Consider the following 20,227-nt stretch of genomic DNA (forward strand, 5'->3'; position numbering starts at 1 on the left):
CGCCTCCTTATTCCTGCTCTTTGTAACTGGCTTCAATGTCGATGAAGCGCACATACACGGCGCAGACTTCGCCCTTTGCATCATAGCCGAAGTAGACGGGATAGTAACCGTCACCCCAGCCAGAGGCAAAGATGGGCAGATTGCAGTCCGTGTCCGGCATCGTCCAGTTGAGCCAGTCGCCGCAGTCTCCCTGATATTTGGGGTGGGCTTTGGCGTTTTCCTCCAGTAAGTCGCAGAACAGGTCGTTGTAGGGGTCGATGTCCGGGTCCTCCTCCAGCCGCTTGGCCCAGTATGTTTTGAAAGCCGCCTGGGTCTGGATGTCTGCAATACACCCCATTCCGGCATCTACGCCGAAACCGAAGTAGTCATCATCTCCCAGTGCCGCGTCCAGATTCTCGTTGCCCACCATGCCCATCTCATAGCGGACAGGCTTTTCCTGGCTGACCTCCACCTTGACGCAGGCGTAGCGGTCGCCGTATTGTTCGCTGGGCACCACGCAGATTTTCACGGGATAAGTTCCGGCGGGGATCGTTTGAAGGAAGGGCAGAGTGTCCTCCAGCTCCACCAGCGGATCACAGGCGAAGATCTGCCCGGTAGGGAAATGGACGGCACCGATGTCCAGTACATCCACCGCCATGTTCCCAATCACTTTCTCTGTGAAATGGGCCTCTAAGTCATCTTTACAGGTCAGTCTATCCTTGATTGCTTCGTATTTGTTCAGCCATTCAGTTGTAGGCATATCAGTTTCCTCCTGTTGATTCAGTTTCTTGATGTACACGCTCTTTGAGCCATCCCAGTAGCAGTTCACACACCGGCCATCCTGAAAATGATGGTCACAATTCGGGTAGCCATAGAGAACATGGGCACATTCCGGGCACAGCCCTATCATCTGTGAGGAGCCTTTGAAAAACAGGCTTCCGCACTCATCACAAACGGCCAGTTCTTTTTCTGCCATAGGGTTCACCAGTCCCGTTCCCGGATGGCCTCCTCGGTGTCAATAGGAATGCCAAACCACTCCAGAATGTAGGCCACGGTTGCCGCGATACATTCACGGGCCACCGTTTCGATCTCGCTGTCGTGCTCGTCAAACTCCTCCTGGAGATCATTGATGCCGCAGACCGCCTCATCCAGCGTTTCCTGCACCACTTCGGTGTCGGTTTCGCCGCTCTCCAGCAGGTCGATGACCTTCTGAAGCTCGTCCTTTACCTTGTCCACCAGAAAAGTGGGATAGTAATTGTCCTGATACATCTCGTCCAGCAGTTTGTAATTGGGGTCAAATGCTTTCATTGTGATTTCTCCTTTCTCATTCAAACATCAAACCGTATGATTCGGTCATGCTACCGTCGTCCTCGTGAAATATACACTGATACAGAGGCTCACGCTGGGTTGCTTTGTGGAACCGCTCCAGAACAGGAGCCAGCGGCTCACCAGTAGGGATGCCGAGGGCATCAGATACCCGTTGCAAGCTGTCCATATCCATATCTTCCAAGTTACAGTTACGCTGTCTCTGCCCATACTCCTCCAATGTCTTGGAATCTACATACTGCTTTGTGTCACAGCAGTCGTGCCAGCAAATACAGCTCACAAACAGAGAAAAGAGGTCGTCCATGCTCTCGGCCAAACGGCCTGCCTCCCCTTCGCTGCTGTAATATCCAATGGAGCCATCTTCCAACAGGTGGTATTCTCCGCCGGAGCCATCTCTGGCAAAGGCCATACCAGGTAGGGAAAAGGTGCATCGGCCTTCTGCGTCATCCCGAGGGGATAACTCATCCATCAGGAAGAAGTCAAATAGTGAATCAAATTCATCCGCCAAATCAGGGTTTTCATGCAGTATTTTCAAATAGTCCATAGTCGTTTTCCTCCGTTTACGGTTCTTGGGTCATTTTGCGTAGCTGTTCCCGCCACAGCGGTTCTTCAATCATCTCATCATTTTGGTAAAAGTGATTTTTGTCGCGGGCCAAATGGTCAGCGAGCGGAGGTGCGTCCAGCGGGGTGCATACGGTGAAACTGTCCCGATCCGCCCCCTTGATCTCCCGGTTGAGGTAGTACACCCGCTTGGCATCGCGGGAATACCAGTGACTGAGCAATTCCCATGAGGGCAGATCCGCCTTGGGAAGCTGCTTACCGTAAGCATAGATCCGTTTCTCGTCCCTGGCAAAATAGGTGTCGCCCAACGAGAGGAAAGAGGAAACTTCCGCGCTTTTAATGATCTTCACCTTGCCGTCTCCGTTGTGGAAGTAGACCTGTCGGCTGTCCTTTGCATATCCCTGGGGCGCACCCGAATCGTTCTGGCCATTGTCTAATACCTGGAAGTCTGCCAGATCTGCACCTGGGATTCTCCCGCTGGTGGTGTAGACGGCTGTTTTGTCCATGGCATAGGCATAGTTTAACACCCGAAACGATGCCGGGTCTGCTCCACGCAGGCGAATCCCGCCGAGAAAGCAGGCCGTAGAGGATTTTCCCCAGTAATGCCAGTAGCAGAAGTCTTTGGGCGCAACACCCTTGAGCAGGCTGTTTTCATATAGGCCGGAGAAATAAACGGCCTCATCTTGAAGGAAAAACTCATTGTCCACCGGCTCTGTGCTGTTGATTGGTTGTAGCGGTTCTTCGTGATGATCTGTTATGCTCAGTTCGATCTCGTCGTCGCTATAAACTAAGTAGAGCCCATGAGGGGCCTTTCTATCGAAATGCAGTTCAATGTCATGATATTTGAGGATCAAAGGTTTCCCGTCGCTTCTCATGGTGGAAACGACATCGGGATTCCCGAAGATTTCTATGATCTCATCCTGCGATATTCCGAATTTCAGCGGTGAAATGTCCCGTGGATTCTGCAATATTTGATTGCGCCAAATAGTAAAGTCCTGTTTCATATCTTTCCGTCCAGTGCCTCAACCGTTTTCATGGCAGCGGAATCAAATTTGCACTGCCGCAACTCCCGTTCAATCAGGGCAAACACATCTGGAAAGCACTCAATCTCATCCTGATACTCATATTTCGCATATAGTTTCCCGTACTCGGAGATCCAAACCTCCGCCGGGTAGTAGTAGCCGATATGACCGATGGGCTGGCATTTTTCACCGGCAGCCTGTTCGATCTCTGCCAGTTCACAGCCGGACATATCCCGAAAATAGGCTTCTTCCAAATGGTTTTTGATCCCGTTGACCAGGTAAGGGAACAAAGCAAACTCAAAATCCGCCGCCCATTTTAGCTTTTTCTGTGCCAAGTACCACTCGCAGCACAGGCCGAAATACTTGCGGTAAAACCGCTGGGTGGTCTTCATCATTGGGACGCCATGATCGGCGTAATACTTCTCCGCAATGGAAATATCCACACTGCGGCCTTCGTACCATCCGGCGTACTCCATCAGCTGTTTAACTTTGCTGCCCAGATCGCCAGAGATAGGGATGCGTTCTTTGATCATGGTAGTATCCTCCTGTTTTTCGTCACCACGGCCGGTCAATCTGTGTATATATCTTATTCGGCTCTCTGTCCGTAAAACTGGTCAATGAGTCAGTGGGTTCTGTAAGCGGCATCACATTCAAAATATCCAGTACATAATACCAGATTCCTGTATCCCAGTCCCGGAACCGCCCATTGCAGACAGCTCTCCCATACTCGCCGGGAGCCAAATCCAATGCCAGCTCATTGAGAGGCTGTTTCTGCCCGGTCTTATCGTAGGTATATCGCTCCGGCATGGCACCGATGTGCCAATCATTGCGGTAGCGCACATGGATTCCGGCCTCCTGCTGAATCAGTTCAAAAGGGTGAAGCCGCATTGTGCCATTCGGCTTCCACTCCATCAGCCTGCGACAGTCCCTATCGATCTGAAATCCATCGGGCCTCTGTACAATAGATGCAAAGTGCGTAGGCAGACCAAAAGGATAATAGGAGAAGAAGTCTTTCGGCAGACGCATGGCTCTGGGATACTGGTTCCGCTGTGCGGCCGCGTTTCCGCCCCGGCAGTCTTTATACCATTGCAGGCGGATCTGCTGAACCAGAAGTGTGGGCAGATGCTTCGTCTGATTACTGTTCTGTCTCATCGCCGCACCTCCTTTCCTGGCGTCACTTTATGAACGATTGGCCTGCTCCAGCCGTTTCATCAATAGTGGGATTGCCGTAGCCTGCCAAAAATCTCCGCTTATCCAACCAGTGGACATTCCTACATGAGTTTTGGCAAATTGATCTACATAGTAGTGTTTGCCCGGCTCCGGCAGCTCTCCGGTCAAATCCGCAAAGATGTGGAGGATTTCCTCTCGGAGAACATTGGGGGGATACGGCAGTTCCACCGCCTAATACCGCTCCTTCAGAAGCCGCCACAGGAAAGGGTCACCCCGCAGCCCCCACTGGACAGGCTCAGGCTCAAAAATACAGGCAACAAATTCAGCTTTCATGGGTAATACAGAAAATCTCCTTGTTCAAGTCAAAGTAGATTACCATCAGCTCGTCAGTGATTTCCGGGTTGAAGGACAGATCCATAATGAAAACTTGTTGATTCATCTCGTCATCTACCAGACTGCCGAACCGCTTGAGCTTCAAAAAGTCCACCATCTCGGCAAAGGACAGCTTGGCCGGGTCGGTTCCCGGAAAAAGTTCCGCCGCAATATCCGGGCCTACATCGTCCCGATGGAACTCCATGAAAAATGTCACAACGCTATGGTAGCGGCTGTCCTCGTCCGCCAGCGCCGCTTTGATGGCGGCTTTGGCCTTTTCCGCCAATTGCTCCGCCTCATCCAACATTCCTCCCACCACATCCATGGCAGCAGGATCAGCAGTCAGTTCTTCCTCTACATCGAAGATAAAGGGCAGTCCCGATTCCTCGGGAAAGTTGAAGATTTCCTCACCGGGTGTATATGTTAAATCAATGCGTTTACAATTCAGTTTCATAGATATACCTCTTATTTCAATTTCAGCACAAATCCCCAGATGCTCACCACAATCAGGAGGACACCCAACAGAAAGAAAACCATACGCCGGTATCCTCTGCTGTGGCGGTGGGCATCCCGCGTACCAGTGGGGTCGCAGAGCCAGTTCCAGTTGCGGATCGCCCCAATTAAAATCACGGCCCCGATGAGCACCGAGGCAATGTACCAATGCTCTTGCAAAAATGCTGTGATCTGTTCGCTGTTCATTCTACTCCCTCCTTACGCAAATACTTGCTGGTATTTCTCTTTCAGTTCCTTCGGTGCCGTCTTGATGGTCTTGCTGCCACCATTTTCGGAATCTTTTCCCCAGATGGCCCAGAGAAGGCTCTGCCAAGCGATGGCCCGGAATTTCGGGTCCTTGTCCTCTTCCGGCAGGAGATAAGCGGAAAAGCGGCGCTTGACTGTCAGCAGCGCATCCAGGCTTTCCGCATTGGCAATCAAGCTGTGGAATTCCTTGGCAGGCTTCAGCCACTGCATAGACAATGCGCCCCGCACCAATATTCCCAGTGTCCATAGTTGGAAACCAAACTTCCGGATAAAGGCATGAAGGAATTTCTCTTGCAGTGAGGAGTGCTCGTTGTCACAGAGATCCAAATACTCCGCCACCAGAGGTGCCCATCGTTCTCCCTCCAGTCCCAGGGCGAACACAGCAAAGGTGCCGGGCATTGCACAGGCTTCATCCGCGAGGTTTTGGTACCACTCAAACTCCCGCATAGCCAGACGAGCATATCGCTCCATAGCTGGATGCAGACTGGGGTACTGCACAGCGCAGGCAAAGAGCTGATTGACTCCCTTCTTGGGTAGGCCGGGAATGGGCAGATAGAGTTTTTCCTTCCCACGGAACTCTACCGAGTAACTGTTGGGAAATTCCTCCTGCTCCAACACCGCACACAGGTAGTCCAGGATTTCCGCATAGCACTCCTCGGTGCAGTCCTTAGCCGTAATGCGGATGGTGGCAAACGCATCGTTGGCTGATGCGGTGAAATGCTCCGTCTTACGGCGCTGGATGTCCTTTGGCAATTTGCCGCTGCCGGCTGTTTTCAGCTGCTTTACCAGATCCGGGCGAAGCTGGGAAACCAGGCCGAGGATATGTTCGGTGGTAAGGGATTCAAAACTCTGTCCATACATCGTGCAGCAGACCGCCACATAGCAGGCAAAGTGCAGCAGACCTTCGTCCACATCCTCCGGGCGCAATTCCGGCAACACCGTGCATGGCGGAAAGACTGTAAAGCCATCGTCCCGCTCTCCCACAAGGAAGAACCGCTCCTGCACCTGCTTTTCTATGTACTTCTCCAATGTATAGCGGATCTCTTCCCAGCCAACCAGCCGCCGCATGGCATCGCAGACGGAAACAGCATCCTCACAGGGAAATTTCTTCAGCAGCAGTCCGGTCAAATACCGCTCCAGCAGTTGATCGGGAAGAAACGGTGTCCCGTTGTGATTTCGCACCACGGTCGGGTAGGCAGAGTGATTTTCACGAGCGGTTCCGTTCAGCACATCCTGAATGCAGAGATCCGCCTCCGCCAGCACCTCCGGGGAAGTGTCCGGTTTATGAATCAGATAGTAGCGGTCATGTACGCCGTCGCGTTTTGGCAAACTCATGCTTGATCACCTCTTTTCAGACAATAAAAAAGCCCCACGCCGCACTGTCATAAAGACAGGCTGACGCAGGACATGAAGAAGCCGCGTTGAAGGAGCCGCATCCACCAGCGGATGTAGTTTCTTCAACAACCAAAATATTTTTTTCGTATCTTAAAGCAGCAAATTGCTGTCCAATATATTTGTTCATAGCGGCACCATTTGTTCTGAGCGTAGTTTTATATCTTATTATATCACAGCACTCCTTCAATGAAAATATTTTGTTGGAAATGCCAATGAAAAATTTTTGTGAATTTGTTAAGTCGCAAGGGGTGTTATTGCCATAGTATCTGGATGGATTAGAGTGATTGCTTTTCCTTTATGCAAGGCATAGTTGACTGTCTGTGATGTACCTGAGCGCAGCTTTTTCTGATTATCAAACACACCGATAAGGTACTCTGCATGATCGACCATATAGTAATTCCTTTTTTTATAACTGGAAACATCCGCAGAATGTGAAATAACAATGGAATCGTTTGCGTTTTGGATCAGCTTTTTCAATCTATGTCTACTCTGATCCGGCCATTTAGAGTCATAACCGATGAAGGGAACTACAACGACAATTTTAATATCTTCGTATCCCGTTTGTGCCCTCAATGTCAGCAGCTGTTCTCCAGCCCACATATCCACACCAAGAGCACCGCCGACAAAAAAAGTACGGACAAATTTCTCGTCATGAAGTATCCGAAACTGCTCCAGGAGACATTCTTTTAATTTTTGGCATAGGGGATCTTCCTCATTATATCCAAAGCAAAATCTTGTTGGTCGGTGGCCGGTAATGGCGCAGGCATACTGATTCATATAAATCACCCTTGATAACTGCCTTGATTACGCATATAAAGCAAAAATAACGCAAATAATAATGCGTATAAAGGTTGTACTATAAAATTATAACACAATACATACGAAGTATCAAGAATTGCTTTCTGCTATGCTAAAAGAGCAGAGAGGTGAGCGTATGGACGAAGAATTTATCCGCAATCGGATCACAGAATTGCGATTGAAAAAAGGTGTTTCAGAATATCAGATGAGCATGGAGTTAGGGCAGAACAGAAGCTATATTCAGGCGATTTCCTCTGGGCGTTCTATGCCGTCTATGAAGCAGTTCCTCAACATCTGTGAGTATTTTGAAATCACACCGCTTCAATTTTTTGATGCACAGGAAAATAACCCTCAGCTTATCAAGAAGGCTTTGGACGGAATGAGAAAGATGTCAGATGACGATTTGATTATGCTGATTGGTTTTATAAGTCGCTTAAACACAGAAAACTAACGATAGGAGGCAGTAAGCGTCCCGTCGTTAGTTTTTCATTTTATGCGCAGCATATTGTGGCAAGCAATGCTTGTGGCTATCCATTTCGCCACAAACTGCTTGTTGAGGGCAGTGCCCCCAAGCCCCTTTGAACACAGAATTTCATTCTGTGGCTGCGCGTTCTACGAACGCTTTTGACCAGGACCAGCTTATCGCTGGCCGTGGTCTTTTTCTTTTTCAACATCCTGTTCTACCTCCATTTTCAGCACTCGATCCACATTGGCCTTTGCCGTTAAAAGCTCCCGCATTTCCTCACGGGAACGCCGGTACTCGGCATAGGTCTTTTTCTTTTCTTCCAGCAATTTCGCGTACTCCGTCTGTAACTCTTTGACCTTGGGCAGCTTCTTGACGCCCATCTCATCAAAGGCATTCTTAGCAGCCTGGTGGAGCAGAATTTCTTCCTCATGTTCCTCCCGGAATTTCTTAGAGTAGCCTGCCTTGCGGTATGCCACATAGACCTCACGGGTCTTGGCATAATTTACAATGTGAGTACGCAGAACAGCAATCTCTGCCATGCGCTTTTCAGCCGCTTTGATCTGCGCCGAAAGCTCATTGTGATGTGCCGTGGCAGCCGCAGCCTTTTCTTCCAAAACCGCATACTCCAGCAGGTTATTCTCTGACAAGTAATTCATGGTCTGCGCCATCTGCTTGAGGTTGAACACCTTGGCCCATCGAGCATAGCCAGCACCTTTTCCAGCCTGCAATTTTGCCTGAATGTCCACCAGCAGATTGACCTTCTGCGTCTCTGCCTGTGTAACTATTTTCTTTCGTGGGGTATGCGCTTTCTTCCCGGAGAGAACCGCCTGCAAATCATCTAATCCATATCCTTCGCCCAGGCTGTCCATTCGGGCGGCTTTCTCCCAGCCGGGGAGTTTCAAACGATACGATTTTCCGCGCTTTGATACTTCACAGCCGGACTCTTTTAGCAGCTTCAGCAGTTCCTCAAAATTAGCAGGACTTTGTGATAATGCGTTGTCAATCGCTACACGCAGCAGCTCTCGGTGAGAGGGCTTTGCCTGATCGCCCAGCCACTTGTTATAGCTCTTTCCGTGAGGTTTCGGATTCTCCACAATGGATAGTCCGTTTTCGACGCAGATGGTGTCACTTAACTGTCGGACTGCCTTGGTGCTGCCCCAAAAGTTTCGGAATTTCCGGTCATATTCTAAGCTGACCGATGACCAGATAATGTGATTGTGAATGTGCGACTTGTCTATGTGGGTGCAGACCACAAAGGCATGATTGCCCTTGGTGAATCGCTTGGCAAATTCCACACCCAGCCGATTGGCTTCCTCCGGTGTGATCTCACCGGGGCGGAACGACTGGCGCACATGATAGGCGATCACATCATCCGCACCTCGCACTCGTCCGGTCGCGGCAAGGTACTGCCGCTTTGCCAGAAGGAACTCTGCATCCGCAGTCCTGCTGTCACACGCATAGCCGGTAATGAGCCTGCCATTATCTGTTTTTTTGGGATTGGCCACATAGTCGATGATGTCACTGATCGCCCGACTTTCTGTGCGGCCCTTGCCGACATGAAGCGGCATGATTCTTGTGGTTGCCATAGGTCAGACCTCCTTCCCGAAAAGAAAACGGCCTGCCATAGCAGACCGCTTTCACTATTCTATAAAACTTTCTTCATCGAAAAAATTGAACTCATCATCTTCTAAGTGTCTTGGTGGAAATCTCATTTCATATTGCTCTTGCGCCAATGCACGGACATCAGGCCGCCTATTCTTTAGTCGATTTTTCAGCCAGGACAACTGCTCTTTCGATAGCCTCCATGGAAGATTCAAAAGACGATTCAGTGTCATCAGTTCAGCCTGCTTTTCTGCTGGTAGCGAAGCACAGGATTTACAAATGTGGGATGCATGACCTTTGCCTGAAAAATTTTCGTTGGCTTTGTATTCACCACAAACTTTACAATAGTGTCCATGCTTTTTCATAAGCTGATGCCCTTCTCACAAAGAACATATAACCTGCGAATTGCTTTCATAATCACATCCCATTCCAAATCAGAAGCATAAGAAAACTTTTTACGGTATGCCTCCCAAAGTTTTTGCATAACCGAATCATTTTCCACTTCGTCAAAAACTTCTTCAGCCTGGTTAAGATACTTCTCCGATCCCCGTTTATGAGCAGTTGCCAGAAGCGCATCATGTAAAATTTTCGGGTTCAGCGTGGTTCCATGCAGCTGTTCTAAAATGTAAATATCGTAGAAATCTCTCATGCGGGTATTGGTTGTGGTTCTAGTAATAATGGTTTCCAGTTTTTCTGCCAGCACAGTTTCTAAATTATAAGCCCAAATATCAATGGAGCGATCTTCCAGCATAAGTTTGAATGAATACCGAACCTCTCTTGGAGTGATTGCATCTCCCGTAGAAATATCAATTTTCAAAGGGGTCACTACACCATCGAATGTTGTACTCATGCTGACACGAATCCCCGGATACTCTGCTTCATCCATAATCTCCGAAATACTTTTCAGCTGAAATTTAACACCATCATCAATCGGAACAGTTACGATTGATGAAATTAGATTCTCAATATCCTCCACATTAACATTAGCTCCTTTTATGGTTGCATCCAAATCCATCGTAGAGCGGGCATCCAATCCAACCATAGCCGCTACCAACATACCACCCTTCAAGATAAACTTATCACGATACTCAGAAAGAGAAATACGCTCCAAAAAACGCTCCATCATGTAGTTCCTCATTAAAATCTGAGCATCTGCGGATTTTTCTCTGGAAAGGTTTCGTATTAAATCTTTAAGCTGTCTTGCTGTTTTTATCATAAAAGTACCTCCAAATACTGTCGTAAAATTTTTTCCACCTTGAACATCCCAGCATATTGCATTAAAGCTCGCAGGTTCTTATCTTTTCTACGGGCATACGCTTTCAGTGCTCCCTGAAAGGTCTGAATTTCAATTCTGCTACGGCTTCTGAGCAAATCACAGATTGTTCGCTCCATATCATAAACCGGCACAGTATGCCCGAACGGAGTTTTCGCTGTTGTAAGTCCTACATCATGTAAGTCTGCTTTAATCGTAAAAACTTGAATGCCTTCTGCTTTCATTTTGCTTGGATTGCATCCAGTTTTGACCGTAACTGTATATTCTATTGGTTCACGATCTGTCAGATCGTGAAAAAATAAAGCTGTTTCATGTGAAAATACTGCTTGTTCAAATCGCAAATGAAGCAGATACATGGCATCCACCCAGGAATCTTTGGACAGATAAATCCCATGTGCGACTCTATCCAAATCTCGTGAACGCACATAATCATAAAATACCGGCTTTGAAATTCCAGAAGATACGACCTGCGATGTTCGCAGCATTCCTTCTTGTTCTGTTAGCATCTGATCCAGCTGTTCAAATTGTCCCATCATATCACTTCCTTTCGCACTAATATTATACGCGATATTAGTTCAAAAGTAAAGTCGTGGATATATAGTTTCTCTTTCCAAATTTAACAGACGGTGTCTGGCATTTTTATGGTTTTGCGTATTTTTATCCATAAACCAACTCCTGAATTGCAAATTTCAAACTCTGCACCTTACCCATCAGCCAGATTGCAGCCAACGGCAGCCCCATAGGGCTAATCAAAAATGCCATAACCAGCAAAATCACACCATTCTGCGGGGAATAGGTAAGCAGCACAGCCACACCAAGCAGAGCAATCACGGTACTGAACAGGCCGAGCACCAGACCGGATATGTAGATCAGCCCTGTGCAGAGCCAGACAAAAAGTGTCAGAACCAAAATGACCGGTGCAGTTATAATCATCAAAAGCCCTTTCAAAATCTTCATGTCATTTCCTCCTTGCAGCGTTCTTGGTATCTTTTCTAATCATATTATCCGGCATGGGCAGGCAAAAGACAAGGATACCGATAAAAAGAAAAAGCGGAGAGAGGAGCAGCGAAGTAATGCCGTTCCTCCCTCCGCAAATGGAGTATCTATCCCCGTTATAAAAGTTTGGAAAGCTGGGTAAGGATTTCCTTTACGCCCTCCCATAACTGTTCCTGCCGCTGGGATATATCCTCCAAGTCAGCATCATAAACCCGCCCAGTCTCATGCACTTTACGGGTCAGCTGGTTTAAGTTGTTGCTGCTTCGGCGCATCAGGGAAACAAGCTCCTTCAGCTCCGGCAGCTCCAGCTTGACTACATACCCATCCAGCGCCATTTTTCTTAGATAGGCTTCACGGTTGGAGGTTCCAAACTGAGACATTTTTTGCTCAATCACAGCAAGCTCCTCCGCTGAAACTCTAAAGTTTAATTGCATATCCCGCTTACGCTTTGCCATAGTTATCGCTCCGGCTCCCGTTTCTTTGAGGCGGCGGGCTTATGGGCCGGCAGCTCCTGTTTGAGCTTATCCCGTACTGAGGGACGGGACGGTTGCAGTTTTTCTCCCTGAGTACGGCTACGCTGCTGTTCTTCACGCACCAGATCAATAAAGCCATCCAGTACAGCAGGGTGGCTGTTCAGGACATAACCACAACGGACGGTTTCGGGGTTCTCGTTGGGAATGGTCTTAGCCCATTCCTTATTGCGTCGGGAGTAGCGCCCATCCCAGTCCTGAAGCTGGACGGTGTTGGCCAGAACCAAAGCCACACGCTCCATGCCATAGGTCTCGATCACACCCTTTGCCGCATCGTGACTGAGATACATTCCGTCGAAGTGTTCCCGCACCGCCGCTTCAATGGACTCCTTGCATTGGAGATTTACATTGTTGAAAGCTCGGTACTGCTCCAGCTCCCCATGTTCTCTCGCATAGGCGGCAGAGTGGGGATAGACCGGTGTTGTTCGCAGTTCCTCTTTAGCTCTGCACACATCATTGGCACGGTTCTCAATGCTGTCCCGGATCACATCCATGTGGCCGGTCTCCAGCTTTTCAAAATAGCGGTACACATCCGCCAGCGGCGAGGGAGATTCCAAAAGCGCCTCTGCCTGGGCATCGGTCAGCTCCAGTTCCTCCATCGCCATCACGATGTCCTCACGGATGGTGTACTCATAGGTGTGGTGCAGAATTTCTTCCGGGGGCTGGCTTTTCAGCCAGTCCCTGTATTTGTCCTGCTCAGCGGCCATCTTTTCATAAAGGGCCATATTCAAATCGTTGGTATTCATGTTATCGCACCTCCTCATGTTGTTTTGGTTTCTTGTCAGTACTGCGGGGCGGCACCGGGCGTTTCAGATGATCCAATACCGAAGGCCGTGTGCTTTTGGCAACGACAGCTTCATCGTGTGCCGGTCCCTTTCCGTCGATGTTGAGCAGGGTATCCAGCTCCACCAGACGGGCGTTTTTGCTTCTCAGTTCTTCTTCATAAAGGAATGGCTTTCCAACTTCCTCCTTTGCGGCAGCCTGCTGCTGACAAAGGTTATCCAGCTGGGCCTTTGCCGCCTCCAGACGCTGTGGCATCTGGGCGAGGGCATTGTCGATGCGGGTAAGATTTCCGCGAGGGTCTGTACCAAGGGTTGCCCTGTGGGTCATCTGGCCTTTCAACAGGAGCGTATATTCCTGTTTCCAAGCGGAAAATTCCACGGACATGGCATAGCCCCGGTAGCTGCCGATCTGTACCGGATCGGAGGTTTTGACCTCCTTGCAGGCATCCAAAAGGGCAGCACCGGCGTTCTCCTTATCGGTCAGCAGATCTCCACGGATCTCCATACCGGCAAAGCCGTCCTCCGGGTGCGGGTGAGCTGCCAAAACCTCCAGATCAGATTCAAAGCCCTTGATAAAGCCCTTGTGCTTTTCAATCTCCTCCGGGAAGTATTTGAGCAGCTGGTCCTCCAGACGATATTGCTTGCTCTGGTGGTCGGCTTTCATCAGCTTCAGGCGGGATACCTCCACATCCAAATCCATACGCTCCTTGATGCGGGGATCTCCGGCACACAAAGCCTTGATCTCTGCAAAACTGAGGGCGGTTTCATCCACATCATCGCAGGAGCGTACCGGCGATTTAGAAGTCATGATCTGACTAATGAATTTTTGCTTATTCTCCACCGTCTGCCAGAGGTATGCGTCAAAGGTTCCTTCGGTCACATAGCGGTACACATGGACAAGAGGATTCTGGTTACCCTGGCGCTCGATACGGCCCTTGCGCTGGGCAAGGTCTCCCGGTCTCCACGGACAGTCCAGGTCATGAAGTGCCACCAGACGGTCCTGCACATTGGTGCCTGCGCCCATCTTGGCGGTGCTGCCCAAAAGGACACGCACCTGACCGGTACGGACTTTAGAGAACAACTCCTTTTTCCGCACTTCGGTGTTGGCTTCATGGATAAAAGCGATCTGGTCGGCAGGCATCCCCTGAGCAATGAGTTTCTGACGAATATCGTCATATACCGTAAAGGTCGGTTCCTGCTCCGGCAGAGGCACGGCACCTTCCAGTGCGTGAAGCAGTGGATTATCCAGCGTTTTCGCCGCCTTGCTTGCAGTAGCTTTTGCCTGCGGTGTAGAAATGTCGCAGAACACCAGCTGGGTCAGCTTGTCAGCTTCGCCATCCCGCCAGATCTGCATGATGTTGTCCACGCACTGATTGACCTTTGTGCCAGGTTCATCCGGCAGCATCTGGTTGACGATCCTCTGGTCCAGTCCCAGCTTGCGGCCATCCGAGGTGATTTTGAGCATATTATCCACCGACGGGTCCACACTGCCTCTGTGTACTTCGGAAGCGCGCTCAGAGAGTGCCTTCACCATTTCCTGCTGATGTTCGGTAGGCTGCGCCACGATGTTGTGGTATTCCACCTCCGGGGTGGGCAGGTTCAGTTGGTCGGCGGTCTTGATGTCCGCCACTTCTTTGAACAGGTTCATCAGCTCTGGCAGATTAAAGAACTTGCTGAATCTCGTTCTTGCCCGGTAGCCGGTGCCTTCCGGTGCCAGCTCCAATGCTGTGACGGTCTCCCCAAATCTGGAAGCCCAGCAGTCGAAGTGGGTCATGTTCAGTTCTTGCAGGCGTTCATACTGAAGGTAACGCTGCATGGTGTAAAGCTCGGTCATGGAGTTGCTGACCGGGGTGCCGGTGGCAAAAATCACGCCACGGTTTCCGGTGATCTCATCCATATAGCGGCACTTGGCAAACATATCGGAGGATTTCTGCGCGTCCGATGTGGAAAGACCAGCCACATTCCGCATTTTTGTGTATAGAAACAGGTTTTTATAGTTGTGGGCCTCGTCCACAAACAAACGGTCCACACCCAGCTGCTCGAAGGTTACCACATCGTCTTTTCGCCCCTCGGCTTGCAGCTTTTCCAGTCTGGCTTCCAGAGACTTTCTGGTACGCTCCAGCTGTTTGACGGTAAAACGCTCGCCGCCACTGGCCTGTACCTCTGCAATCCCCTCAGTGATCTCGTCGATCTGTTCATAGAGAAGCCGTTCCTGACGCTCCCGGCTGATGGGGATACGCTCAAACTGGCTGTGTCCCATGATGATGGCATCATAATCACCCGTCGCAATACGTGCGCAGAACTTCTTTCGGTTATGGGTCTCAAAGTCCTTTTTGGTGGTGACTAAGATATTGGCGGAAGGATAGAGACGCAGAAACTCCGACGCCCACTGCTCTGTCAGATGGTTTGGAACCACAAAGAGAGATTTCTGGCACAGTCCCAGGCGTTTGGCTTCCATCGAAGCAGCTACCATTTCAAAAGTTTTGCCTGCGCCTACTTCATGTGCCAACAGGGTATTTCCTCCATACAGCACATGGGCGATAGCGCTTTTCTGGTGTTCCCGCAGGGTAATGGCCGGGTTCATGCCTCCAAAAGTGATGTGGCTGCCATCATATTCACGGGGACGGGTAGAGTTCATTTCCTCGTTGTACTGGCGCACCAAAGTCTGGCGGCGCTCCGGGTCTCTCCAGATCCAGTCCCTAAAGGCTTCCCGGATAGCCTGCTGTTTTTGGGCAGCCAGAGTGGTCTCCTTGGCGTTCAGCACGCGGCGCTCTTTTCCATCCGCATCCTCTATGGTGTCATAGATGCGGACATCCCGCAGGTTTAAGGAATCCTCCAGAATCTTGTAGGCGTTGGCGCGGCTGGTCCCATAGGTGGTATAAGCTGCCACATCGTTGTAGGATACAGAAGATTTTCCCTTGATCTGCCATTCAGCGGTAAAGGACGAATAGTTGACCTCGATACTGCGCTGGAGATAAAACGGGGTATTAAAAGTCTCATACATAAACTGCTGGATATATTCCTTGTCAATCCAGGTAGCGCCCAGACGCACCTCGATCTCCGACGCATCCAGGTCTTTGGGCTGGGCGGCGGTAAGAGCTTCCACATTGACTGCATAAACCGGGTCCTGCTGTGCTGCCCGCTGTGCCTGACGCAGCTTTCGGCGTACATTGCCAGAGAGGTATTCATCAGCAGTCACATAATGGGGCGTTCTGTCCTGCTCCAACTGTCCCGGTACACGGAAGATTACGCCTTGCAGCTCTCCGGCCAGTTCTTCTTTTGTTTTTTCGGTAAGCTGGCTCATATAGTCCATATCCACGCAGGCTTTTTCCGAGATGGACACCGCCAGTGCTTCACTTGCCGTATCCACCACAGCCACCGCCTGATGGGGCTTGATGGTCCGCTTGGTGAACATATCTGCCTTACGTTCCAGTTTCCCGTCCTCGTCGATGACTTCCAGCGCACAGAGCAGGTAATAGGAAGAATCGTCTGCATAGGCCAGTCGGTTTGCACGGTCATTGATAAGGCCATATTTTGCAGAAAAGCTATCATAGAGGCTGTTCAGTTCCGCCTGCTTTTGGGTAATGGTGCTGTCTGGAACCGCTGCATCCATCTGAAGGTCGATCAGTTCCTGCACACAATCACGCAGTCCCACAAGACCTTTCACGCGGGCTTCGGCGGTGGCGTTGAGGTCAGGGCGCACCATACGGCTGTTTTCCCGGTAGTACACCTGCCCGTCTACAATGGCATAGGAATAGTTCTTCACATTGGGGTCGGCAGGAATGGAGGTGTCAATAGCTTCGCCTTCGCCCAGCTCCGGCAGCTCTGCCTCCTGATAAGTGCCATGAATGTACTTCACAGCATCATGCAGCTGGTCGGAAAGCTCCAGTCCCTCGATAGGGTTCACGGTGTAGTCCATACCATGAGCAGTGCTTACCGGCTCCTGTCTGCCCAGCACCATTTCCGGGTGGTCGATAAAATACCGGTTGATGGCAAACCCATCCTGCGTCGTCGCGGACTGCGCCTGCTCGTTTCCGCCTTGCGGCGAAAAGCTCGCTTGCTCCGTCGCTCCTCCTTCTCCCACAAAGTCTTGCGACTTTGCGGGAACCCTGATAATGCCGGTCTGCGTCCACTCTGGTGCAATGTCCAGCGGACGGTCCCGCTTTTGGAGAAAGATAATGTCCGATACAACCTCGGCACCGGCATTCTTTTTGAACGCGTCATTAGGCAGACGGATCGCTCCCAGCAGCTCGGCACGCTGGGCAAGATAGCGGCGCACGGTGGAATCCTTGGCATCCATGGTATAGCGGGAGGTCACAAAAGCTACCACACCGCCGGGACGCACCTGATCCAGTGCTTTGGCGAAAAAGTAATTATGAATGTTGAAATTCAGCTTGTTGTAGGCTTTGTCATTGACCTGATACTGACCAAAAGGCACATTGCCGATGGCAAGGTCAAAGAAGTCCCGCCTGTCAGTGGTCTCAAAGCCGCCTACTGTGATGTCCGCCTTGGGATAGAGCTGCTTTGCGATACGCCCGGAAACCGGGTCAAGCTCCACACCGTACAAACGGCTGTTTCGCATTTCCTCCGGCAGCATACCGAAGAAATTGCCCACACCCATAGATGGCTCCAAAATATTTCCGGTCTCAAAGCCCATGCGCCCCACCGCTTCATAGATTGCCTGGATAACCGTAGGGCTGGTGTAATGGGCATTGAGGGTGGAGCTTCTGGCGGCGGCATATTCCTCCGGGGTCAGCAGCTCTTTCAGCTGGGCATACTCGGAAACCCATGCCGGTTTTTCCGGGTCAAAGGCATCTGAAAGACCGCCCCAGCCCACATAACGGGAAAGAATCTCCTGTTGTTCGGGGCTTGCCTGCTGTCCGGCAGATTCCAGCTCTTTCAGCAAACGAATGGCATTAACATTTGCCTGGAACTTGGCTTTTGGACCGCCTTCACCCAAATGCTCATCGGTAATGCGGAAGTTCTGTGCATTGCGGCGCAGGTTAGCCTTGTATTCCTCATAGGAGGCTTCCTCGGCAGTTTTGGCATTGGGGAAGGTCTGCCACTGGCCGTTGACCTGAATGGAAACCGGGTGTTCATCCAGAACTTCCTCAAAGGTTTTCTCCGGCTCTGTTACAGGGGCTGGCGGCTCCGGCTCCTCAATATGCAACCGTTCCACCACCACATCATAAGGTAGATGGTTCTTATCGCCCGGATAGACGGCCACGGTCTCGGAATGAAAGGCCGGGGATTCAGCAGACGGTTGGGGCTGTTCTTGTCCAAAGCCATCCAGCTGACGGGCATACATCCCGCGCAGCAAAGGCGCAACCTCATCCCAGCGGAAATACAGCACAGCCAGACGCTTTTCCTCTGCATCCATGACTTCCAGCTCCATGCCCTGTGTCGTGGTACGGTAATCGGCAATATCGCCGGTCTCCAGATTCAGGGTCTCGATCTCACGGGGATAGTTTCTACTCAGCCAGTAGGCGATCTCGCTGTTGCTCCTGCCGGATTGCAGTAGCGTGGAAAGCTGCTGTTTATCTGCTTCATCCATCAGTCCATGGGACAATACATCCCGCAAGTCTTGATCTGCCTTGTCCGGGTCAATGGGAAGAAACTCGGTATAGTAAGCATTGCGGCGGTCTGCCCGAAGCAGCTGCTCGAACTGTTCTTTGCGCTCTGCCCGATAGATGGGATATACCATGCCGGTAGGCAGAAGCTGCACGGTGTCATCCCGCAGCTCGGTGATCTGATAGGCGTCATCCTCGATATACACGGTATCGCCCACGGCATAAACCGGGGCGGCAGGATCATAGGAGGTTCTTCGCGGAGTCGGGCGGCGAACTGCATCATATTCCTCATCGGAAATGGAAACCTCGAAAGTCTGTTCTGTCTCGGCAGCTGCGATCTGCTCGGCATCCGACATCACCTGTTGGATAAACGGATCATTGTCCAGTTTTTCCGGGTCTGTCACCTGTCCGTTGACGATTCCTCTTTCTTCCAGAGCTTCCCGGATGGCGATAGGGTCGATATTGTCAAAACGATCCTGTTCTTCTTCGGTATAGAACCGGTCCTCCTGAATCAGCTGGGCAAGCCTGCGCTGTACCTTCGGCCAGGGCAGCTGTGTTTCCTCCGGGCTTCCGGCACGGACAACGAACGGGCTGTTGCTGCCACCGTATTCCTGAGCCAGCCATGCAGCTGTATCCTTCTCTCTTGCATGGTCTTTCATATAACGGACGACAGCGTGTTTACTCTCGATATTGCCGTTCCAAACACAGAGAGCTTTGTCAATATCCTCCTGAGAAAGAGGGCGCAGAAGCTCATGGAGCTTTGGATAGGTTTCGTCGATCACTTCCCGGTGCAGGCGCTGGCGGAACTCCGGCACATCCGAATAAAGGCGGATCAGCTCCATATCCTTAGAGCCAAGAACCGCACGGCGCACAGCGGCATTGCCCTCGATGACAGCATTTTCACGGTCGGAATGACCGCAGGCATTTCGATATGCCACATCCTCAGATATGGCGGCAGTCACCACAGGCTTATACTGCTCAAACTGCTCCCGAAGGGTAGGCTTTGGCGTTTCTTCCTCCACCTCCGGCTGCTGGGCTTGGATGGCATCTTCTTCGGCCAATTCCTTTTCAGCCTGGATTTTGTCATACTGCGCCTGTTCCTGTTCGGTAAGATAGCGGCCTTTCTGGACAAGTAAGGTAATGCGCTTGGCAACCTTTTCCCAGTTCAAGTGAACATCCGGGCAGTCCTGCTTTTTATAGTGCAGTCCTTTCCCATCGTGATCTTCGCCGCTGTGTGTTGCGCCGGACAGGGCATGAGAGCGTCCGCCAATGCCATACTCGTCTTTAAGGAATCTCACTTTTTCCTTATCCGTATGGTTTTCCATGAAGAACGCATAGATACGGCCTTTTCCTCCGGCAAAACTGCTGCCGCCGGTCATGGCGGTGTCGATCTCATCCTCTGTAATGAAATGCTGGACGGTTGGCACTTGGGAAAGGTCCGAAGAAAAAGTCCTGCGGGGCAGGTCAAGGTCTTTCAGGTTCTCCCAGATTTCCCTTGGCCTATGGTAATGAAAGCGCAACAGGTCACGGTCCTGCTGATAGGCAGTCCAGAAGGCGGCGTATTCTTCCTTGAGTGTCTGGCGGAAAGCCGGGTCATTCAACTGCTCCGTCAGGCGGTGGGTCTCC

General features: G+C 50.8%; 21 protein-coding genes. 1 reads left to right on the top strand and 20 read right to left on the bottom strand.

Annotation, left to right across the window (positions count from 1 at the left end):
* Positions 1 to 7: 7 nt before the first annotated feature.
* From NE665_RS06515 to NE665_RS06570, 12 genes are all read right to left on the bottom strand, one after another.
* Positions 8 to 955: a DUF4241 domain-containing protein gene (locus tag NE665_RS06515; RefSeq protein WP_256302503.1), complete on the bottom strand. Its 948-nt coding sequence runs from the start codon at positions 953 to 955 to the stop codon at positions 8 to 10.
* Between the two features lie 5 nt (positions 956 to 960).
* On the bottom strand, positions 961 to 1,287 hold the full coding sequence (locus NE665_RS06520; protein WP_055650636.1) for a DUF5713 family protein: 327 nt from the start codon (positions 1,285 to 1,287) through the stop codon (positions 961 to 963).
* A 16-nt stretch (positions 1,288 to 1,303) separates the two neighbouring features.
* Entirely contained in the window at positions 1,304 to 1,849 is a 546-nt protein-coding gene (locus NE665_RS06525) for a hypothetical protein (protein WP_256302504.1), read from the bottom strand.
* 16 nt (positions 1,850 to 1,865) lie between these two features.
* The gene (locus NE665_RS06530; protein ID WP_256302505.1) at positions 1,866 to 2,870 is read right to left on the bottom strand and encodes a DKNYY domain-containing protein; all 1,005 of its coding nucleotides are present in this window, start codon (positions 2,868 to 2,870) and stop codon (positions 1,866 to 1,868) included.
* Positions 2,867 to 3,421, bottom strand: a complete 555-nt coding sequence (locus NE665_RS06535) for an SUKH-3 domain-containing protein (RefSeq protein ID WP_256302506.1) — start codon at positions 3,419 to 3,421, stop codon at positions 2,867 to 2,869. Before NE665_RS06535 ends, NE665_RS06530 begins: the two co-directional genes overlap by 4 nt.
* A 22-nt stretch (positions 3,422 to 3,443) precedes the next feature.
* A complete protein-coding gene (locus NE665_RS06540) occupies positions 3,444 to 4,040 on the bottom strand; it encodes a hypothetical protein (protein ID WP_256302507.1) in 597 nt (198 codons plus the stop codon).
* A 27-nt stretch (positions 4,041 to 4,067) separates the two neighbouring features.
* A complete protein-coding gene (locus NE665_RS06545; protein ID WP_256302508.1) occupies positions 4,068 to 4,286 on the bottom strand; it encodes a hypothetical protein in 219 nt (72 codons plus the stop codon).
* Positions 4,287 to 4,380: 94 nt separating this feature from the next.
* A complete protein-coding gene (locus tag NE665_RS06550; protein ID WP_256302509.1) occupies positions 4,381 to 4,884 on the bottom strand; it encodes a DUF2004 domain-containing protein in 504 nt (167 codons plus the stop codon).
* Positions 4,885 to 4,895: 11 nt separating this feature from the next.
* Entirely contained in the window at positions 4,896 to 5,129 is a 234-nt protein-coding gene (locus NE665_RS06555) for a cytochrome D ubiquinol oxidase subunit II (RefSeq protein ID WP_227062678.1), read from the bottom strand.
* A gap of 12 nt (positions 5,130 to 5,141) precedes the next feature.
* Positions 5,142 to 6,524, bottom strand: a complete 1,383-nt coding sequence (locus NE665_RS06560; RefSeq protein ID WP_256302510.1) for a DUF6138 family protein — start codon at positions 6,522 to 6,524, stop codon at positions 5,142 to 5,144.
* 16 nt (positions 6,525 to 6,540) lie between these two features.
* On the bottom strand, positions 6,541 to 6,711 hold the full coding sequence (locus NE665_RS06565) for a hypothetical protein (protein WP_166434156.1): 171 nt from the start codon (positions 6,709 to 6,711) through the stop codon (positions 6,541 to 6,543).
* A 107-nt stretch (positions 6,712 to 6,818) separates the two neighbouring features.
* On the bottom strand, positions 6,819 to 7,361 hold the full coding sequence (locus NE665_RS06570; protein ID WP_256302511.1) for an SLOG family protein: 543 nt from the start codon (positions 7,359 to 7,361) through the stop codon (positions 6,819 to 6,821).
* 157 nt (positions 7,362 to 7,518) lie between these two features.
* Between NE665_RS06570 and NE665_RS06575 the strand changes: the two genes are divergently transcribed.
* Positions 7,519 to 7,833, top strand: coding sequence for a helix-turn-helix transcriptional regulator (locus tag NE665_RS06575; protein ID WP_002576937.1), 315 nt, complete (start codon positions 7,519 to 7,521; stop codon positions 7,831 to 7,833).
* A gap of 188 nt (positions 7,834 to 8,021) precedes the next feature.
* Here the strand turns inward: NE665_RS06575 and NE665_RS06580 are convergent, their stop codons facing one another.
* The 8 genes from NE665_RS06580 to NE665_RS06615 all read right to left on the bottom strand — a co-directional run bounded on the left by NE665_RS06580 (position 8,022) and on the right by NE665_RS06615 (position 19,980).
* Positions 8,022 to 9,434, bottom strand: a complete 1,413-nt coding sequence (locus NE665_RS06580; protein WP_002588983.1) for a relaxase/mobilization nuclease domain-containing protein — start codon at positions 9,432 to 9,434, stop codon at positions 8,022 to 8,024.
* A 54-nt stretch (positions 9,435 to 9,488) separates the two neighbouring features.
* Complete coding sequence (locus tag NE665_RS06585; RefSeq protein ID WP_038270897.1) at positions 9,489 to 9,815, bottom strand: hypothetical protein; 327 nt, start codon at positions 9,813 to 9,815, stop codon at positions 9,489 to 9,491.
* Entirely contained in the window at positions 9,812 to 10,666 is an 855-nt protein-coding gene (locus NE665_RS06590; RefSeq protein WP_002595844.1) for a nucleotidyl transferase AbiEii/AbiGii toxin family protein, read from the bottom strand. Before NE665_RS06590 ends, NE665_RS06585 begins: the two co-directional genes overlap by 4 nt.
* Positions 10,663 to 11,259: a type IV toxin-antitoxin system AbiEi family antitoxin domain-containing protein gene (locus tag NE665_RS06595; RefSeq protein WP_002588981.1), complete on the bottom strand. Its 597-nt coding sequence runs from the start codon at positions 11,257 to 11,259 to the stop codon at positions 10,663 to 10,665. The genes NE665_RS06590 and NE665_RS06595 overlap by 4 nt, the downstream gene beginning before the upstream one ends.
* A gap of 121 nt (positions 11,260 to 11,380) precedes the next feature.
* Positions 11,381 to 11,680, bottom strand: a complete 300-nt coding sequence (locus NE665_RS06600; RefSeq protein ID WP_002588980.1) for a CD1845 family protein — start codon at positions 11,678 to 11,680, stop codon at positions 11,381 to 11,383.
* A 155-nt stretch (positions 11,681 to 11,835) separates the two neighbouring features.
* A complete protein-coding gene (gene mobC, locus NE665_RS06605; protein ID WP_002588979.1) occupies positions 11,836 to 12,174 on the bottom strand; it encodes a plasmid mobilization relaxosome protein MobC in 339 nt (112 codons plus the stop codon).
* 2 nt (positions 12,175 to 12,176) lie between these two features.
* Positions 12,177 to 12,995 carry a DUF3849 domain-containing protein gene (locus NE665_RS06610; RefSeq protein ID WP_002588978.1) on the bottom strand — a complete coding sequence of 273 codons (819 nt, stop codon included), beginning with the start codon at positions 12,993 to 12,995 and terminating at the stop codon, positions 12,177 to 12,179.
* Between the two features lies 1 nt (position 12,996).
* A complete protein-coding gene (locus NE665_RS06615; protein WP_347285921.1) occupies positions 12,997 to 19,980 on the bottom strand; it encodes an SNF2-related protein in 6,984 nt (2,327 codons plus the stop codon).
* Positions 19,981 to 20,227 lie beyond the last annotated feature (247 nt).

This window comes from Clostridium sp. DFI.1.208 (genome assembly GCF_024463855.1).
Taxonomy (GTDB): domain Bacteria; phylum Bacillota_I; class Bacilli_A; order Erysipelotrichales; family Erysipelotrichaceae; genus Clostridium_AQ.

Bases quoted from the DNA above. Each gene is read 5' to 3' on its own strand.
- NE665_RS06515 (WP_256302503.1), bottom strand. From the start codon at position 955: ATGGCAGAAAAAGAACTGGCCGTTTGTGATGAGTGCGGAAGCCTGTTT.
- NE665_RS06520 (WP_055650636.1), bottom strand. From the start codon at position 1,287: ATGAAAGCATTTGACCCCAATTACAAACTGCTGGACGAGATGTATCAG.
- NE665_RS06525 (WP_256302504.1), bottom strand. From the start codon at position 1,849: ATGGACTATTTGAAAATACTGCATGAAAACCCTGATTTGGCGGATGAA.
- NE665_RS06530 (WP_256302505.1), bottom strand. From the start codon at position 2,870: ATGAAACAGGACTTTACTATTTGGCGCAATCAAATATTGCAGAATCCA.
- NE665_RS06535 (WP_256302506.1), bottom strand. From the start codon at position 3,421: ATGATCAAAGAACGCATCCCTATCTCTGGCGATCTGGGCAGCAAAGTT.
- NE665_RS06540 (WP_256302507.1), bottom strand. From the start codon at position 4,040: ATGAGACAGAACAGTAATCAGACGAAGCATCTGCCCACACTTCTGGTT.
- NE665_RS06550 (WP_256302509.1), bottom strand. From the start codon at position 4,884: ATGAAACTGAATTGTAAACGCATTGATTTAACATATACACCCGGTGAG.
- NE665_RS06555 (WP_227062678.1), bottom strand. From the start codon at position 5,129: ATGAACAGCGAACAGATCACAGCATTTTTGCAAGAGCATTGGTACATT.
- NE665_RS06560 (WP_256302510.1), bottom strand. From the start codon at position 6,524: ATGAGTTTGCCAAAACGCGACGGCGTACATGACCGCTACTATCTGATT.
- NE665_RS06565 (WP_166434156.1), bottom strand. From the start codon at position 6,711: ATGAACAAATATATTGGACAGCAATTTGCTGCTTTAAGATACGAAAAA.
- NE665_RS06570 (WP_256302511.1), bottom strand. From the start codon at position 7,361: ATGAATCAGTATGCCTGCGCCATTACCGGCCACCGACCAACAAGATTT.
- NE665_RS06575 (WP_002576937.1), top strand. From the start codon at position 7,519: ATGGACGAAGAATTTATCCGCAATCGGATCACAGAATTGCGATTGAAA.
- NE665_RS06580 (WP_002588983.1), bottom strand. From the start codon at position 9,434: ATGGCAACCACAAGAATCATGCCGCTTCATGTCGGCAAGGGCCGCACA.
- NE665_RS06585 (WP_038270897.1), bottom strand. From the start codon at position 9,815: ATGAAAAAGCATGGACACTATTGTAAAGTTTGTGGTGAATACAAAGCC.
- NE665_RS06590 (WP_002595844.1), bottom strand. From the start codon at position 10,666: ATGATAAAAACAGCAAGACAGCTTAAAGATTTAATACGAAACCTTTCC.
- NE665_RS06595 (WP_002588981.1), bottom strand. From the start codon at position 11,259: ATGATGGGACAATTTGAACAGCTGGATCAGATGCTAACAGAACAAGAA.
- NE665_RS06600 (WP_002588980.1), bottom strand. From the start codon at position 11,680: ATGAAGATTTTGAAAGGGCTTTTGATGATTATAACTGCACCGGTCATT.
- mobC (WP_002588979.1), bottom strand. From the start codon at position 12,174: ATGGCAAAGCGTAAGCGGGATATGCAATTAAACTTTAGAGTTTCAGCG.
- NE665_RS06610 (WP_002588978.1), bottom strand. From the start codon at position 12,995: ATGAATACCAACGATTTGAATATGGCCCTTTATGAAAAGATGGCCGCT.
- NE665_RS06615 (WP_347285921.1), bottom strand. From the start codon at position 19,980: ATGACCGGCGGCAGCAGTTTTGCCGGAGGAAAAGGCCGTATCTATGCG.